Here is an 18,756-nt window from a genome sequence, read left to right as displayed (position 1 = left end):
TTATTCCTTATCCAATCCGCCATACTGTTTCGCTATATCCAGAGCTATTTGCTTTACTTTTGCGGCCATATCGGCTGGCTCGAGCAGGGTAACATCGGTCATATAATGAAATACAGTACGAATCAGCCAACGTTCATTTGAATAGGTCGTTCGTACAAGAAGCTGACCGTCGGGCAATTGTTCAATATCTTTTTCATCAAAATGGTCCATGACAGACACGGCAGCCGACGCTTTGAACAGAAGGACAACTGCAAACCTCTCATTTGCCTCATAGATTGCAGGTATTTTCCATCTTTCGTTCAACTGCGCAAGCGACTCCGCACGACGCAAGAACGTTTCGGCCTGCAAGCTCAATTCGCGAATTCGGGTCAGCTTGAATATGCGATAATCGTCGCGCAAGCGACAGTAGCCGTGCAAATACCATGCATAATTTTTAAGTACAAGCGCCATCGGTTCGACTTCACGCTCTTGTTCGCCGCCTGTTCTGCTCGTGTATTTGAAGCGGATGAGCTTTCGCTCATTTATGGCCTGGCGAAGCGAATCGTAACGGCCTTGATCCTCCTCGCTATTTTTCCAAGGGGTAAAGTCGATATGAATACGGTCTCCTTCACCGGCCCGGCCTTGCTCGGCTTGCGCCACCATCGCGCCAACCTTGCCGAGGAGGAGATCCATATTCGAGCGGTCGTAAGCTTTTGTAGACTCTAGACCGCGAAGCGCAGTGGAGAGGGCGGTCAGTTCGTCGAAGGAGAGCAGCTGCCGATCCAACCGGAAGCTGTCCATAATCTCATAACCGCCCTCCATGCCGGTATAGGAGACGATGGGAATGCCGGCCTGACCAAGCGAATCAAGATCGCGATAAATAGTACGCAGAGATACCTCCAACTGATCCGCCAATTCCTGTGCTTGCACCCGTTTTCGATTGAGCAGCAAAATCGTAATCGTCATTAACCGTTCAAGCTTCATGGTCATCTCTCCTAAGTCGGCACGATGCGGCCTGCCGATATTTGAATTAGTGTGCGGTTGCGTATTCTTCGCTTTCGGCGGCCGGGTCCATCGTATCCCTTGTCATCAGGAATGCCGCAATCAGTGCAAAACCGGCGGGAATGACGCTCCAGGCAAAGGTTGATCCGATGGAGCCGGATAGTCCGGCGGTAATGGCATCCAGAAGCTGAGGATCGACAGACTGGCGCAACGCCGGGTTGAGCAGCGAATGGGGATCGCTTAAGTTCAAGTCGGCCGGAACCGCTATGTCGCCTTTGCCAAGCGATTCGGTGAGTTTGGACAGCAGGCTATGGCTTTGGACAATTCCGAAAATGGTAATGCCAAGCGCCATGCCGAGCGAACGATTGAAATTCAAAGTTGCGCTTGCCGCCCCGCGCTGCGCTGCAGGGAACGAATGAAGCACCGCAGTGCTTAATACCGAGAAGGAAGCGCCAATTCCCAGACCGATCAGAATCATAATTCCTGTAATTGAAAGTCGAGTAGATTCTACCGTAATTTGTGAGAGAAGAGCAAGACCCGTCAAAAGCATGGCCAGCGTCCCGATCATAATGGTCCGGTATTGCAGCTTCGTCATTAGAAAACCGCCAAGCGTCGCGGTGACAACCGAACCGACCATCATGGGCAATAAGGTTAGCCCTGAATTGGAGGCGGAACCGCCAAGCACGCCCTGCACGTAAATCGGAATGAAAATCGCCGCCGTCATATACGCTGCACCGCTGAGCATGGCGACCAAATTGCTTGTTGTGTAGAGTCTGCTGCGGAACAAGCTGAACGAGATGATTGGCTCCTCTGCTTTTTTCTCAATAAGAACAAGCAAGAAAGCGAGAATCGCGAAGCCGGCGAACAGCCCTATAATTTGCAGGGAATCCCACGCATACGTTTTGCCGCCCAGCTCAAGTCCAAATATAAAGCAGACGACAGCTCCTACGAGCAGAACCGAACCCGCCCAATCAATTTTTTGCCGCGAGTGCGCCGCCGACTCCTTGTAGAACGAGGCAATCAACAGCAAGGCAATGAAGCCCAACGGCAAATTAATGTAGAAGATCCACGACCAGTTGAGATGATCGGTGATGTACCCGCCGAGCAGCGGACCAACTACACTCGACAGACCGAACACGGCTCCAAATGCGCCCATCATTTTTCCGCGATCCTTTGGAGGCATTACATCAAACAATATCGTGAACGTAATGGACACCATCGCCCCGGCGCCGATCCCTTGCACAGCGCGATAGAGGCTTAGCTCGACGATGGATTGCGCCATGCCGCATAATGCTGAACCGATCATAAACACGATAATCCCGAAAATGAAAAAACGTTTGCGTCCATACATATCGGACAGCTTGCCGAAGATCGGCATGCAGGCCATTTCAGCGACCATATACGCTGTGGTGACCCATACAAACTTGTCGAGTCCTCCCATCTCTCCGACGATCGTGCCGATTGATGTTGATACAATCGTGTTGTCCATGGACGCCATCAGAAGGGCAAGCAACAATCCTCCAACGATTGCTGTCAATTTGTTTTTCATACACTTCCATTCCTCTCTTATTCCTGAATTGATTGGTGAACAATCATCTGAATCCATCATAAACAATCCTTGTTGACATCTGTCTGTCAGGGAAGAAAGGTTTGCTTGGGATTTTTTTTAACAGTTGTATAAACAAGTCACTGGCCAAGAGCGCCGAAGGCTAATAACTAAAAAAACTATTTCCTATACAGGATATTAATGCTACTATGGAACTAATTTAATATTGGGCATGCCTTGGCCGCTTCTGGCGGCAGGGGGAATGGGGTGTAAAGCCCCGCGAGTCGGTCACTGTGAAGCCTCTTTTGGAGGATAAGTCAGAATACCTTAAGGCTGTCCTTGTTTCTGCCGGAACCGGAAACTGCTTTTTTCGAACACGCAATCCGTGTTCTGGTTGTTTTATTTACATCTGTTTGCCGGTTCTGGCAGGCAGATTTTTATTTTTGGAGGAGAGAAAATGAAACAACGATTACTATCTCTATTTCTGACGTTGGTCTTGGCGGTGAATTTGATCCCGGCGACTGTTTTTGCGGCGGGCGCCTGGGACGGTTCTGCCCAAAGCCAACCAGCTGCCGATGGCGACGGCGTATACCAAATCGGTACGGCAGCTGAACTGGCGTGGTTTAGGGATCATGTTAATGTAGAAAAAGACTATACCGCAAATGCCGTTCTAACGGCCGATATTGACTTGAACAATCAAAGCTGGACCCCGATTGGCGGCGGCAACGGTTACGCCACAACCTACTTCGGAGGCAGATTTGACGGTCAGGGGCATGTGATTAAAAACTTTAATATAAACGCCAACTATAATTTTGCGGGCTTTTTCGGATATGTAAAAGGAACAATCACAAATCTGCAAATTAAAGATGCAGACATTTCTTCCAGCAGCAACAATGTTGGCGGCATTGCCGGGACTATTATTGATGGAGAAATCTCGAATTCTTCTTTTTCTGGAACGGTTACGAATACGAAGAGCAGTTCTGGATATGCGGGTGGTATTGCCGGATATGTGGGAAATACAAACGCCACTTCTCCCTTGATTCAAAGCAGTGCAAACTATGGCACGATTACTGGCCCTTATGCGGGCGGTATTACTGCTTATGCAAAATTTTCATTAGGCATTAAAAATAGTTACAATGCGGGAACGATTATAGGACCAGACAAAGCATCTGGCCGTGTGGGCGGTATCGCAGGGCAAGTTATGAACAACACTCCGATCGAGAATAGTTACAATATCGGAATTGTCAGCGGAACCGTTAATATCCCCGGCGGAATCGCTGGGTTTAGCGGTACTTCTATTACCAATAGCTATTGGCTAAATCCGGAAGTTGGGATCGGAGGCGGTACGGGAACAACAAGTTCCGTCGACAGAATCACCTCCCCGGAAGGCTTGCTTGAAAAACTGGGCAGCGCTTTTGTAGCTGACACGAGTAACGTCAACGGAGGCTATCCGATACTTGCGTGGCAGTCGGGCAGCGTTACGGCGCCAGATACAACTCCGTCAATTAGCCTGAAGGGCGATACGACGCTGTATGTTCAGCAGGGAGCGGGCAGCAACTACACGACGCTGACTGCCGTTAAGACCAATATGGATGATCTTGACGCAGGTGATGTGATTTGGAGTATCGAGAAAAAGGGCGGTGGCGATGCCGCTAAGATCGCAGTGCTCGAGGGAATTGAAAATACAAACGACAGCGTCATCGTCAGGGCGGTAGGCGGCGGCGTTGTCACTGTCACCGCAACGGTCGTTGCGGATGAAGTGAAATATACGGATTCGCGTGACATTACGATCATTCCGCAGATTACAACGGCGTCAATTGCGAACATTAATACGCCTGGTGCGGTAGCTGTTGGACAGACTGTTAAGGCGACGGTTTATGTAAATGGCGGCGAAGAGTACGATTACGATAACTATCCGTCGTTAACGTATCAATGGAAATATCGTTCAGCGAGCGGAAGTATGACCGACATTCCGGGCGCAACCGGACAGACCTTCACTATACCTGCGGCATATAACGAGTGGGATTTCCTGCATGTAGAGGTGAGGAGCGGCGGTACATTGGTTGTAGACGGAGCCAATGTCTATGTCAGCATTCGCTCTAAGGATTACGGTGAACTCTATCCAGTAGCTTATGATCCAGCCTTTACTCTCCCCGCTGATAAAAAGGACGACACTGCAATCGATTTGCCTGTTACCCATAAGATCAATGGTGTGACGTCGAGCATCGTATGGACTTCCAGCAATACTGACGTAATTGACGTTGACGGCACTGTGATGCCGCCTGAGAGCGGCAAGGAAGCAGTAACGCTGACAGCGAGGTTTGAATATGGCGAAAGTTATGCAAACCGCACGTTTATTATAACAGTTTGGTCGGAATCGGCCGTGGCTGAGGATACAGATAGTAACAGAACATACCTGCAACAAGCCGCAGCCGCTCTTGGCAATTGGTACAGCTTGGTTCCTGTTTATGGAGCTGACACCAATGTCGCGGCTATGCTGACCACCGATTTAGCTGCCAAGGGTTATGGGGATATTTCAGTGGCTGTTAAAGCTGCGACCGAGGTTTATGGCAATAGCAGCATTGCCTCGAACGGCGATATTACTTATTTCTATGCCGATCCGAACAGTATGCGGGGGTTGTGGTTCGGACGCTATGACGTGTCTTTTGTATTGACAAAGGGCGATGAAAGCCTGGACCTTAAAGATGTGCCCGTTACGATTCACTGGGATGTTAACGAGGTCAAGGCTGCTATGAGCAGTCAAATCCTGAGTGGAGTGGATGAGACTGCCATCCTTGGGACAAATACTGACAAAAATAATGTCATATCAAATCTGATTCTGCCTAAAGTGGTAAACGACAAGAAATGGGCGTTGATCTCCTGGACGTCCTCTGATGCGGGCGCTATTGCCATCAGCAATGAAAATCAAGGCACTGCCGACACATTATTTTCCCCATACATTGGACAGGTGATTCGAGGCGCGAAGGACAAGGATGTTACTTTGACTGCTGCCTTTACCTTCCAACGGACGAGCGCTGAGCCGTCTATTGTGATGTATAAAACCTTTACTGTCACGGTTAAGGCGCTGAGCGGGGCTGAGGCGGATGCTTTACGAGCTGAGCTTTTGCAAAAGCTGGATGCAGGCTTTTCGTCTGCCGGCTTGAAGGATTACGTTACGGGGCAACAACTGAATGCTGTAGAAGATGTTTATAGCGCCATGAACGATATCCAGCTGCCAACGACCCGAGATTTCGGTGTCGACGGGAAATACTATCCTGTGACGATTACGAGCAGCGATGAGGATACGATAGCCGCACCAGATGTGGCGAATGCCGCCCGAGTGATGGTCTATCGACCTCTTGCGGGGGAAACTGTCAAAACCGTTACATTGACGGTTACATTATCGGATAAGCAAAAGGGTGTAGCGGCCTCAAAGGAATTCCAAATAAATGTGCAGCCGCTGACGCAGGCGGAAATTGACGATGCGCTTGTGCTAATGGATATGGCAATTTCCGGATATTTCGACGGCTTGAACAATGGTAAATATGCGGATTCCTACTCAGTTACCGGAAACTTGAGCTCATTCAAGGAAGCGGTATGGAACGACACACATGATGCTATTGCTTGGGTATATTCCGAGCAGAACAGGCTACGAAACGGCATAACTTCTGACGAACTTGAGAATTGGGCGGAGCAGGAGGCTTGGCGGGTGTTCCGTTCAAGCGATCCGTCAATCCTTGCCCATGAGTCGCTTCATCTAGTTGCAAAGCCCGAGCAGGACACCTTTGTACGCGTCAATAGCGTACTTACGCATGAGGTGTTTGGAAAGTATTGGGATAAATTTGCCGGTGTTCCTGGCTATGAAGTATTCAAGCTGTTGTATAAACAGCCGGTATCCGAATATATAATGGTGGAAGGGAAAAATCATCAGAAGCAGCCACAAGATACTTTATTGGCTTTGCGCAATTTAGCGGTTGCCCGGATTGACACGCCGATAGAGGTCGGATTTACCTTGCAGGGGACTGGCGGCATGTTGATACAGACAACGGTAAGAGGCCTTAAATCGGGACCAACTGTTTTTGAGGTGTTCCGGACAGCGCTTGCCGAGGCGGGATATACCTATACTTCAAGGGGAAGTTATGTGCAAGCCATTACCGATCCGAACGGAAATACACTATCAGAGAAAGACGGCGGTCCGAACTCAGGTTGGATATATAAGGTGAACGGCGTTATGCCTTCGATATACATGAACGGGTTTTCTTTAAAAGACGGCGACAAGATTGTCGTGTCTTTCACACAGGATTACACAAAAGAAGACTTATTCGAGAATTCAAAACCAGATGGGAACTTGTCGGGAGGCGGTAATACAGAGCAGCCGAATATTACGGTTCCTGCAGGTGATGAAATTTCGCTGAATGCCATAAGGACAGGTAGTACAGTAGCCATCGATATGCCAAGCAGTATAGTAAATGATATGATCGATAACTCCAAAGATAGCACACTTGTCCTCGACTTATCGAAACTCACTGGTGTCACCGATGCGGTATTGCCGACATCGGCCGTGACACAGCTTGCAGACGCCAAGCTTGATCTAGAAATCAAGCTGCCACAAGGAACGATGACGTTTGCTGCAGGAGCGTTACAATCGATGAAACAGGCAGTCGGCACAACTATAACGTTGTCGTTGAACGCTGTCACACCATCAGAGCTTACGACGATACAGAGAGAGGCGGTCAAGTCTGGAGATTTGGTATTCAACATTTCGGCTTCGTCCGATGCACAAGCTATACACAATTTCGATGGAAAGATTACAGTAAGCGTGCCGTATTCTGGTGCGCTGCCAGTAGCGGTATGGTATTTAAACGATAGCGGAAAATTGGAGAAAATCCCTTGCTCGTATAACACAGAGGAAAAAACGGTTACGTTCGTGACCTACCATCTTTCATTGTATGTTGTGGGCATGTATCCAAATCCTTTTGCCGATGTGAAAAGCGAGGATTGGTTCTATAGCGCAGTAACATATGCATACGGAAACGGTCTGATGAAAGGTACGGAAGCTGACAAGTTCAGCCCGGAAAGCGGGCTGACGCGCGGCATGGTTGTAACGGTGCTTTACCGTTTTGCAGGAGAGCCGAACGCAAGCAGTTTATCCAATCCGTTTAACGACGTAGTCAATGGCAAGTATTACACTGACGCTGTGAAATGGGCGGCGGCAAATGGCATTGTGAGCGGATTAGGCAATGGCAGATTTGCTCCGGACGATTACGTAACGAGGGAACAGATGGCGCTTATGCTCCTGAACTACGAGCTGTACTCTGGGAAAATACCTCACGATATTGTTATGGACCGAGAGTTTGCCGACTGGAATAATATCAGCGATTGGGCCAAAAGCGCAGTAAACAGACTGACGATTCAAGGCATAATCAGCGGCAAACTGAAAAACTTGTTTGATCCAAAAGGTAATGCAACCCGTGCGGAATTTGCCACTGTATTATATAGATTTGCAGAGGCGGTTTCAGCCGAATAAGTTACGAGTAAAAAGGTCTCGACATCGTCGAGACCTTTTTTACTGAAATTTTAATATTGCTATCCAGCTCCAAGTTAAACAAGACCTTCCCCATTAATCTTAACACCGTCCAGTATCGTATTCCCCCAGGCAGGAAGCAGACTGGTCTCTCCCATAAAACGGCTTCCGGCTAATGAACTATTATGAAAAGAAGCCCCTTCAAAGCTGCACTCCTCAAACCGGCAATACATTAGCATTGCGCCTCGAAGATTAGCTTCGGAAAAATGGCATCGTATGAATGCTGCGTCGTTCGCTATTGCTTTGCTTAAATTACTTCCTGTAAAATCACAATTCTCAAATCGCTTACTTATTCTTGCATTATTCAGATTTGCCCCTCGAAACGAACAGTTGCTGAATTCATGAGTTACATATCTGCTATTCAGCTTGACTCCATCAAAGCAACAATTTGTAAATTTTGAAGTGTTTAAACTTGCAGTCTCTACGAAACGAGCGTATGACAAATCGACTTGTTGTACGGTCAGATATTGAATGGTCTCGGTCAAGACGACGCCTCGAAAATCTTCCAGCCCTGCATCTGTTTGTCCAAAGGGCGACGATGGAAAGACTCTTTCTTTTTTATGCAGGTTTTGTTTGCCCGTAACAGCAGCCAATGCCCGATTTGCTTCAGCGATCTGCTCATCATTCCATCTTGCAATTAGTTGCTTCTTGTTCAATATAACAACCTCCGCACCCTTGTTAGCATTTTTAACCATTATAACAAAGCTGGTAATTTACATATAGTTTCCAAGGATGTCCAGACTAAAACTAAAGGCATTTCTATCAAAAATCGTCGTTTTCTCATATAGAAAACATATTGAACGTTTACTAAAATTGGAATTGTGGTTGTACTTTCATTACAAGTGGAATCTGAAGTGAAACGGGAGGGGAAAGTGAAATGAAAACTGGAGGGAAGTCTGATGCTTTAGATGGTATGGTTGTTGGTCAAAGCCGGGTTCTTACCGATTCTCAAGTGACAACCTTATGGGGCGGAATAGATGCACAGTTTTCACCAGAGCATGCTGTTGCTGCCGTACAAAGTCTATTGCCGCAAGAGGAATATGAGCAGTTGTTCCCTTATCGAATTGGTTCGACGGAATGGCATAAATTGTCTGCTGATCAACCAAACTACAATGCGGAACAAACGGACTACTATTCTTACAGCAGTTTGATAGCCGCCGTTACAGAAGTGGCTAATATTAAATATAAGCTGGAATACAGGCAGGACGATATGAATAACAGCCGTGTATATCGATTAGATAAAGAGACAAAGAAAGAAACGCTTGTTTACCAAAATGCTAACTATAACACTCCCACAAATGTAAAGGTTCCGATCCTATCACAAACGGTCGATTTCGGTTCTTTTATTAAGGAAGGGTCTGACTTAAAGCGAAAGCATGAGCTGGCAGCTTTTCTCGCTAATATTTCTCACGAAACGGGAGGAGGCGGGCCAGCATCCACAGGAGGCCCGCTTGCATGGGGATTATTTTGGAATGAGGAAATCGCTTATATTAACACCAGCACTGTCAATTATGTTGAAGCTAATGAAAACTTCCCGCCGGTTGCAGGCAAATCGTATCATGGACGCGGGCCAATGCAGTTGAGCTGGAACTATAATTACGGATTAATTAGTGGAATTATATATGGTACCAAAGATAAGCTGCTGAAGCAGCCTGAGCTTATTGTGAATGATGGCAAGCTAGGCTATATGACGGCTATTCTGTTTTGGATGACGCCGCAGCCTCCAAAGCCTTCCGCCCATGATGTGATGATTGGTAACTGGTCGCCTTCTGAATCGGACATTTCTAAAGGATTATCGCAGCCTGGTTTTGGGATTACGATTATGATTATTAACGGTAATCTTGAGGGTAACCTGGATGAAAGTGATCGCCGAATCGGGCGTCGTGTTGGGTTTTATCGTAAAATTACAGCACAAATGGGGATTTCAATTGAAGGGGAGAAGATAGATACTTTGGGCATGAAACCTTTTTGAGCCCTAAAGAATGAACACAGTTCCTGCAATTAATATGTATTCAATCAGGGCGCCTTTGTTGAGGTGTCCATTTTTCGCTGCTTGTCTAATTGCCACAATACATCGAACAATTGCCGAAAGGCAAGCCATCACGTCAAGCGGGAGCATCCGTTGTTGGGATAATCGTTAAAGACTGCAAATTTCACATATGGAGAAAAGAAATGGCTTATGTACAATTTGAGCTTTCGTTTATTAAACTAGACTAGCATTCGAAAAAGATTGAAATGAGGGAACAAGCTATGCCGTTAAATGCTCAAAACCGTAAACAGATCTACTATAATGCTCTTGCTTCCTATAATGATGTAAGCGCTTTTCGTTTGGAGGGGGAGGCCTCCATATCATTTCCACATGGTGTTATGCGCATGGAAAATAAGCTGGATCCGGATGAAGGGCAAGCATCCAACTTCGTCTTTTGGTGTCCCGAAAATTTCCCTGCAGACATTGCGGTTACGTGGGATTTCCGCCCTGTAAGGGAGCCTGGGCTGTGCATGTTATTTTTTTCAGCAGCCGGCCGCAATGGAGGATTTGTTCGATCCGCATTTATCCCGAAGAACGGGACCATATGGGCATTATCATAGTGGAGACATTAATGCGCTGCATGTTTCTTATTTTCGCCGCAGGTATCCAGAGGAGCGGGCATTTCACACATGCAATTTACGCAAAAGCTATGGAGCACACCTTGTATGCCAAGGGGCAGATCCCATACCTAATGTAGAGGACACATCGGGTTTTTATCGTATGGAATTGATGAAACAGGGAGCGGACATCACTTTCTCAGTCAATGGTTTGCAAGTGTTCCATTGGACAGATGATGGCCATACATATGGCCCTTTGCTAAGCGGGGGTAAGATCGGATTCCGGCAGATGGCGCCGTTGATCGGAGAATACGCTAACCTTACCGTATATTCGCTGGAATAAGAGAATATTATGGCTTTATGTTTTATATGATCAACTGACTATTTTATTTATTATGTAATGCAGACTACTAAAGTTAACATCTTTTTATGGTAAATATTTATTTGTGGCTGTTGATGAATAGTGAGCAACGCCCAAACTTGATTATAGCGATCAACCGTTTCTACTTGCTTGTTGTATATCTAAAAATGGAGGTTATGCGATGAAGAAAAAAGTGATAATCTATTTGATCGTATCTATGCTAATGCTAATAACTGTACCGCACAGTGCTTCGGCAGCTGTCGATTTTACGGATATTGAAGGATCGTATGCTAGGGATGCGATTAAGGAATTAGCTGAGCGAGGTATTTTAAACGGCACTGGTAATGGAAGTTTTAATCCGACAGGGAATATTGAGAGGCAGGATTTTGCTATTATAATGGCAAAAGCGTTAGGGCTAAATCTATCTGAAGCTCCTGCTTCAGCTACATTCAGTGATGTGCCGAGCAGTCATTATTCCTATGCGGCTGTAGAAGCTGCAGTTAGAGCTGGTCTTATTCAAGGAATGGGTAATGGGGCGTTTGGCACCGATGCGAATTTATCGCGTGAGCAAATGGCGGTAATATTTGTTAGGGCGCTAGGATTAAACGCTGAAGGCAGCGGAGATAATCTGACTTTTTCAGATTCAAGCAGCATATCTTCCTGGGCCAGAGATGCAGTTGGAGCAGCAGCTAACCTTGGTTTAATAACAGGTAATTCGGATGGAAGCTTTAATCCGCGAGGAAATGCAGAAAGGCAAGCCGTTGCAGCTGTTGCAGCAAGATTTTTAAAGGCAGCAGAGGAGATATCTACACCTAAACCAACTGCAACGCCGGAACCGACGCCGTCTCCGTCTCCAACGCCAGAACCGACACCGGCTGCAACACCAACGCCGACTACAACACCTGAGTGGACACCTCCGCCTCAACCTAGAGTGGCAACACCGATTGCAAATTTGGTAAGTGGAGATGAAGAGTATATTAGAGTGATCGAGCTTTCAACAACGACTTCAGATGCAGTCATTTATTATACTACGGATGGAAGCAGACCAACATCTGCAAATGGTACAGTGTATAGCGAACCGATTGTTCTTCAATCAGATATAACTGCAACGATAACGTTAAAAGCTGTTGCTGTGAAAGCTGGATATGTTAATAGCAATGTAATGACCGAGAGCTACGAAATTATTGTTCCAGAAGAGGAAGGGCCAGTCATTAGCGAAGGGTTTCCTTTAATAGAAATCGTTGGCGAGACCGAGGAAGCAGAACAGCTCATCAACATTCATGTTCATGCTAGCCACGCAACTATGGCTTATTATGTTGTTGTCCCTAATAACACGGAAGCACCTACTGCGGAACTAATAATAAGTGGTTTAGACAGTACTGAACAACCTGCGATAGCCAACGGTAGCGAGGATATAGGTCCAAATACTTTAATATTCGAAACTGTACGTCTTTCATTAGATGTTACGGATTATGATGTGTACGTAGTTGTGGTGGATGCAGAAGAGAGAACAAGCGAAGTTCGTAAAGCTACTGTAATGGTCCCAGAGTACCCAGTAACATAAACTTCATAAACAATTTCTAAGCCTCAATAAGTGCGGTTAGCAAATAGCCAAAACTAATACCTAATGAAAAAGGCAATCACCTCAAAGTCACCAATTGTGATTTGCGGGTAATTGCCTTTTGAATTTTTATGTCTTGAGAATGGCAACTGACATTCAATAGAGAAGGATAATTTTGAATTTAATAGGTAATAATATAAATACCCATTAGTATGGCGATTAATTAATATTTAACCTATACTAATGTTGACTAAAGAGCAAAAATATACGATAATTAATGTATGAGAATTATAATTATTATAATCTGATCATTATTACATTACTTAATGTTGATTAGAGAGAAACGGGAGGAACTATCATGGCATTAATCGGCAAAGAGATTCAACCATTCGCAGCAAAGGCTTTCCAAAAAGGTCAGTTTATCGACGTTACTTCTGAGAACTTCAAAGGTCAATGGAGTGTAGTTTGCTTCTATCCAGCGGATTTCACTTTCGTATGCCCAACTGAGCTTGAAGATTTGCAAAACCAATACGCAACGCTAAAAGGCCTGGGTGTAGAAGTTTACTCTGTATCTACAGATACTCACTTTACACATAAAGCATGGCATGATCATTCACCTGCTATCGGCAAAATCGAGTACATCATGGTTGGCGACCCAAGCCACACCATCTCAAGAGCATTTGATGTATTGAACGAAGAAGATGGTTTGGCTGAACGCGGTACGTTCATTATCGATCCAGATGGCGTTGTACAAGCTGTAGAAATCAACGCTGGCGGTATCGGCCGCGACGCTTCTACAATCATTGGCAAAATTAAAGCCGCTCAATATGTTCGCAACAATCCAGGCGAAGTTTGCCCGGCAAAATGGCAAGAGGGCGCTGAAACATTGAAGCCAAGCCTAGACCTAGTAGGTAAAATCTAATTTAACATAGCAAGAAATAGGCGACAAAAACAATCTTTCCGGTTGATTTTGTCGCTCTATTTTTAATAATGTCCTTTTAATTATAAATTATAGATATACACGTGGAGAAAAGTGAGGTGAATGTCTGTTACGGCAAGATAGGATGGATCCTAGCTCGCCTAGGTAGCAGCACGATATATGCTATTGGATAATCAAATAAAAATACAATTACAGCAATATTTAACGATGCTTGAAGGCGATCTTGTATTAAAAGTGAGCGCTGGCAATGACAAAGCATCGCAGGATATGTTAGAGCTTGTAACCGAGCTGGATAAAATGTCTCCTCGTATTTCGGTGGAGAGAGTGCAATTAGAGCGTACGCCAAGTTTTAGTATTAATAAAGCGGGTGAAGAATCCGGCGTTATTTTTGCTGGATTGCCATTAGGGCATGAATTTACATCTTTAGTACTGGCGCTTCTTCAAGTAAGCGGTCGTGCGCCAAAGATTGATGACAGTGTGATTAAACGGATTAAAGCGATCAAGGAACCGATGCATTTTGATACATTTGTAAGCTTAACCTGCCATAATTGTCCTGATGTTGTACAAGCTTTAAATATCATGTCTGTTTTGAACCCGAATATTACACATTCCATGGTTGAAGGCGGTACGTTCCAGAACGAAGTTCAAGCAAAAGATATTATGGCTGTGCCTACTGTATTTCTGAACGGTGAAAGCTTTGCAAGCGGGCGCATGGAAATTGAAGATATTCTTAGCAAATTAGGCAGCAAATCAGACGGCTCTGAGCTCGCCAATATTGAACCATTTGATGTATTAGTGGTTGGCGGCGGTCCTGCCGGTGCAAGTGCAGCTATTTATGCTGCTCGTAAAGGTATCCGTACCGGTATTGTTGCAGAACGCTTTGGCGGCCAAGTAAACGATACTCTGTCTATTGAGAATATTGTAGGTACGAAATTTACTGAAGGCCCTCAATTTGTATCCAGCTTGGAAGGACATGTAGCGGAATACGATATTGACGTCATAAAGCCGCAACGTGCAGCCAATGTTACTCGCAAAGAGCTTGTTGAAGTAGCACTTGAGAATGGTGCGGTTTTAAAAAGTAAAACGGTTATCCTTTCTACTGGAACACGATATCGCCAGCTGGGTGTGCCAGGCGAGGAGAAATATAAAAATAAAGGCGTGGCTTACTGTCCGCATTGTGACGGTCCTATTTTTAAAGGGAAAAACGTAGCCGTAATTGGCGGCGGCAATTCCGGTGTCGAAGCTGCAATTGATTTGGCAGGCATTGTGAATCATGTTACGCTGCTTCAGCATCGTGCTGAGCTAAAAGCAGATAAAGTATTGCAAGAACGCCTGTATAGCTTGCCTAATGTAACGGTGCTGCTGAACGCATCAACACAGGAAATTACAGGTACAGATAAGGTGAATGGCCTGACCTATATGGATCGTGCAACCGGGAATACTCAGCATGTTGAGCTTGACGGTGTATTTATCCAAATCGGATTGCTGCCGAATACAGAATTTTTAAAGGGCACAGTCGATCTTAATGATCATAATGAAATCATTATAGACAAGCATGGCGCAACAAGCATGCCAGGCGTATTTGCTGCAGGCGACTGCACGGATACCGTATACAAGCAAATAGTCATCTCTATGGGTTCGGGCGCTACAGCTGCATTAGGGGCGTTTGATTATATGATTCGTCATACGGCAGCACCAACTCCAGAGCCGGTGGCGTAACTTTAATAAATAAGGAATGCTCAATAACAAAGTAACCTTCGATCGAGGGTTGCTTTTTTTATTTGGAATCATATAAAAAGGCCAGGCATACTGCTGCCGGGCCTTTTTACACACGAACATTACTTATAATGTTATCGTTTTGGGGCCAGTTCTATGGCGGAGCGTATTGCTGCGATCATGCTCTTCTCATCAGCGATATTTTTTCCGGCAATATCAAAAGCTGTGCCATGATCGACTGACGTCCGAATGATGCCGCCCTTCAAGCCGACTGTAATGTTTACTCCTTCTTCAATGCCCATTACTTTAATAGGCGCATGACCTTGGTCGTGGTAGCATGCAACGACGATATCGAACTCGCCTCTTCCTGCTCTGAAGAATAAAGTGTCGGCAGGATGCGGACCCGATACGTCTATGCCTTCACGCTGAGCTTTTTCAATGCCGGGCACCAGCTTTGTTTCTTCTTCTCCGTTGCCGAACAAGCCATTCTCTCCGGCGTGCGGATTAATGCCGCAAACAGCAATTTTCGGGTTCTTAAAGCCTGCATTGATAAGCGTATCATGTGCCAATTTAACAACGGTATAGGTTCTTTCCGGAGTAATGCTCTCTATGGCAGCAATGAGACCCATATGGGTAGTTAAGTGAATGACTCTCAGGTTAGGAGTCGTCAGCATCATAGAGAAGTCTTTGGTTTCCGTAAGTTCAGCAAGTATTTCGGTATGTCCTGGATAGAGATGTCCTCCCAAATGCAGTGCTTCTTTGTTAAGAGGGGCTGTACATATTGAGTCGATTTGCTTATCCTTGGCCAGTGCAATTGCTTTGGCTAAATATTGAAATGCCGCATCGCCTGCGGAAGCAGAAACGACCCCGAACGGCAAATCAGCAGGCAATAAATTTAAATCGATCACATCGATAACGCCATATTCATACTTGGCCTCAGAAGGATCTTGAATGGCATGGACCTTTAACGCGGAATTGACGATCGGCAGAACTCTTTCCAGTAATTTAGCATCACCTATAACTAATGGCTTGCAGCTCTCGTACATTTCTTGATGACCTAACGCTTTAACGATGATTTCAGGTCCAATACCTGCAGCATCCCCCATAGTAATACCGATAATTGGTTTCATTATTTATTTGCTCCTTTCAATTTGTTTATGGCATGCATAAACACGTTCTCTGATCCGAATCCGCCGGCTTTAGTGACTACATAAAGGTTATCCACCCCTAGAAAGGCAGAGATAGGGACTCCGATTTCCAATTCGTCCAAAAGTTCGAATCCCTTTATCCCCCACAAGCTGCAAATTTGTTTTGCCGTATCACCGCCGGTCATAATTACGCCTTTGAAGCTTCTCTTTTCGAGCAGATCTGCACAAATCATCCCCATAGCCTTTACGATCTCATTGCTGATAGCAGTATGATTAAGTCCGTTTGCTTCACCAGCTTGCCATGCCCGTTCAATGTCTGCTTGTTCTGCTGTCGAATAGATAACAACGTCATGACCTTGTTGAGCTTTTGTATAAGCCGCTTGCTTCACTTTTTCTATTTCTTGTTTTCTTTCCGATTCATTCGATACGGCTTTATAGGATTCAAACGGAATAGGATAAGTAGTTGTCGATTCAAGCAAGGCATTTAACTGCGCTCTTGAATTTTTATTGACACTTCCAATAACGGTTAAAATAGGACCTTGATTAGCGGGAATGGACAAGTTGTTTTGCTTCCCGGGTATTTCATAGTAAGCAGGCAAATAATTCGCGATACCTGCAGAGCCGACCCATGCAAACTGATAAGGCAGGCTTTTGGTGAAGCTTAAAATTTGCTCAAGCTGATATTCTTCAACAGAGTCAATAATGAGGTAAGGAATATTGCTTTTGAAATACTTTTGCAGCTTGTTTTGAATATGCTGTTCACCTTTTGCAAGATCATCGACTGTAACCGTTCCGATGTCACGCTTCGTCTGTTTTTTTAGTAGATCAGGAAGATAGGATACAGTTACTGGTGTCTTGGGATCTTTGGAAATTTCCGTTTCCCCTAAAGGAATGCCATTTAAAAAATGGGTAGATTGACGAATGACCCGGTTGTTTTTAGGATAACCAGGTGCAATCATCATAAAATCAGGCTGCAGTGCATCGTATACAGCGTCAATTTCCGCACCGATATTTCCCCGCATTGTAGAATCCAGCTTTTTGAATATCGATTTGAATCCTGATTTCAGTAAAAATTGAGCCGCCTGCTTCACTTTGTCGTAAGCTTCCTCGTGATCGATGGAGCGGCTGTCGGTATCAAAGACGACCGCTTCGTAATGCTTCACATTGGCTTCGTCCATGTCGAACAGCACGGTAGTTTTAAGGCCATGACGAGCTAATTGCACACCGCTATCGTTAGCCCCTGTTAAATCATCAGCAATAATCGCTAATTTCATAACAATCTCCTCCAAAATAATATAAAGCGTGGAAAGAGAAGAAGGTTGCCCCTCTTCTCTAAGTCCGTTCGTTGTATTTGGCTAATCCGCCATTTTTCTCGACATATTTGGCCAGAAAACCGATAAAGATCGGCAGTAAAATAGCGGTTGTTACTACGCTGGCAGCTACTTGTACAGTAGCAAGTTCGGCAATCGGAGCAAATGTTGCGTTGACGGCCGCAATTGCTGCTGGTGTTCCAACGGCATTTCCGGCTGTGGAGCCTTCCGAAGCGCCAACGACTGGATTCCAGCCAATCCATTTGAAAATAAAAAATCCGATGCCTCCTGTCAGGAGAACGGTAAGTACTCCGAGGAGAATCCCGCTTAACCCACCTTTAATGATTGCGTCAAAGTTAATCCCCATACCTAAAGCGAAAGCAAAAAACGGAACGAGCTTATCGCTGCCTTTATTTAAGAAATCACCCATCTCACGGTCGAGGTTACCTATAATGACCCCTATTAAAAGCGGCAGGACTACGGCTACCAAAGTCATAGCGGAGAACATGCCAGTTGCAAAGCCCATCGCTCCAAATATCGATAGGGATACCATCGTTAGAAACGGACCATCGCTCAGCGCTAGAAACGGATAGGCTGCTTTATCGTCTTCCTTGCCGTACTGACCTGCAAGTGCAATATATAGCCCGCCATTTGAGTTGGTCATGGCTGCTATAATCGCCATTGGCGCCAGTCCGAGGAACAGCCCGTTAGAATCGGCAAGCCAGAAACCGAGAAGTCCGATTAGGGAACCGAGCACCCATTTGAAAACTAAAAGTGTAACGCCTTTGCCTACGGACGATCTGGCTGTTTTTAAATTAATTTGTGTTCCTGCAATTAATAAGAACAAGGCAATTAAGGCGCTGGCGCTGTTGACAAACAAGGCTTCTGTAAAACCGCCAATCCTCAACAAATTTGGAAAAAACGTATTGATCGTTGCTGCTAATAAAAGGGGAACAACCATCATGCCCCCAGGGATTCGATCTAAAGTGGCTTTGATCTTCATCATCTTGACTCCTTATTTAG

At 45.5% G+C, this 18,756-nt stretch carries 11 protein-coding genes and 1 pseudogene; 6 read left to right on the top strand and 6 right to left on the bottom strand.

The window, feature by feature from the left end; genetic code table 11:
• Both V1L65_RS02500 and V1L65_RS02495 read right to left on the bottom strand, forming a co-directional pair.
• Entirely contained in the window at positions 1-963 is a 963-nt protein-coding gene (locus tag V1L65_RS02500; RefSeq protein ID WP_331697487.1) for a helix-turn-helix transcriptional regulator, read from the bottom strand.
• A gap of 46 nt (positions 964-1,009) precedes the next feature.
• Positions 1,010-2,530, bottom strand: a complete 1,521-nt coding sequence (locus V1L65_RS02495) for an MDR family MFS transporter (protein WP_331697486.1) — start codon at positions 2,528-2,530, stop codon at positions 1,010-1,012.
• Between the two features lie 454 nt (positions 2,531-2,984).
• On the opposite strand from V1L65_RS02495, the gene V1L65_RS02490 reads away from it, so the two are divergent.
• A complete protein-coding gene (locus tag V1L65_RS02490) occupies positions 2,985-8,054 on the top strand; it encodes an S-layer homology domain-containing protein (protein ID WP_331697485.1) in 5,070 nt (1,689 codons plus the stop codon).
• A 74-nt stretch (positions 8,055-8,128) separates the two neighbouring features.
• On the opposite strand, the gene V1L65_RS02485 is transcribed toward V1L65_RS02490, so the two are convergent.
• On the bottom strand, positions 8,129-8,767 hold the full coding sequence (locus tag V1L65_RS02485; RefSeq protein ID WP_331697484.1) for a pentapeptide repeat-containing protein: 639 nt from the start codon (positions 8,765-8,767) through the stop codon (positions 8,129-8,131).
• Positions 8,768-8,988: 221 nt separating this feature from the next.
• Here V1L65_RS02485 and V1L65_RS02480 point away from each other — a divergent pair, with 221 nt between their 5' ends.
• From V1L65_RS02480 to ahpF, 5 genes and pseudogenes are all read left to right on the top strand, one after another.
• The gene (locus V1L65_RS02480) at positions 8,989-10,083 is read left to right on the top strand and encodes a chitinase (RefSeq protein WP_331697483.1); all 1,095 of its coding nucleotides are present in this window, start codon (positions 8,989-8,991) and stop codon (positions 10,081-10,083) included.
• A 278-nt stretch (positions 10,084-10,361) separates the two neighbouring features.
• Positions 10,362-11,040 (top strand): annotated as a pseudogene (locus V1L65_RS02475) (DUF1961 family protein).
• A gap of 199 nt (positions 11,041-11,239) precedes the next feature.
• Entirely contained in the window at positions 11,240-12,622 is a 1,383-nt protein-coding gene (locus tag V1L65_RS02470) for an S-layer homology domain-containing protein (protein WP_331697482.1), read from the top strand.
• A 355-nt stretch (positions 12,623-12,977) separates the two neighbouring features.
• On the top strand, positions 12,978-13,541 hold the full coding sequence (gene ahpC, locus V1L65_RS02465) for an alkyl hydroperoxide reductase subunit C (protein WP_331697481.1): 564 nt from the start codon (positions 12,978-12,980) through the stop codon (positions 13,539-13,541).
• Positions 13,542-13,718: 177 nt separating this feature from the next.
• Complete coding sequence (ahpF, locus tag V1L65_RS02460) at positions 13,719-15,278, top strand: alkyl hydroperoxide reductase subunit F (protein WP_331697480.1); 1,560 nt, start codon at positions 13,719-13,721, stop codon at positions 15,276-15,278.
• A gap of 131 nt (positions 15,279-15,409) precedes the next feature.
• Here ahpF and pdxA read toward each other — a convergent pair whose 3' ends face one another.
• Genes pdxA through V1L65_RS02445 form a run of 3 tightly spaced genes read right to left on the bottom strand, consistent with a single transcriptional unit; the run spans position 15,410 to position 18,736 of the window.
• Positions 15,410-16,405, bottom strand: a complete 996-nt coding sequence (pdxA, locus tag V1L65_RS02455; RefSeq protein ID WP_331697479.1) for a 4-hydroxythreonine-4-phosphate dehydrogenase PdxA — start codon at positions 16,403-16,405, stop codon at positions 15,410-15,412.
• Positions 16,405-17,697, bottom strand: a complete 1,293-nt coding sequence (locus tag V1L65_RS02450; protein WP_331697478.1) for a four-carbon acid sugar kinase family protein — start codon at positions 17,695-17,697, stop codon at positions 16,405-16,407. The genes pdxA and V1L65_RS02450 overlap by 1 nt, the downstream gene beginning before the upstream one ends.
• A 58-nt stretch (positions 17,698-17,755) precedes the next feature.
• Positions 17,756-18,736, bottom strand: coding sequence for a 2-keto-3-deoxygluconate permease (locus V1L65_RS02445; protein ID WP_331697586.1), 981 nt, complete (start codon positions 18,734-18,736; stop codon positions 17,756-17,758).
• Between the last annotated feature and the right edge of the window lie 20 nt (positions 18,737-18,756).

This window comes from Paenibacillus sp. IITD108, from assembly GCF_036541265.1.
Classification (GTDB): domain Bacteria; phylum Bacillota; class Bacilli; order Paenibacillales; family Paenibacillaceae; genus Pristimantibacillus.
The sequence above is the reverse complement of the archived record's forward strand: the minus strand, read 5'-3'. Positions and strand labels throughout refer to the sequence as shown.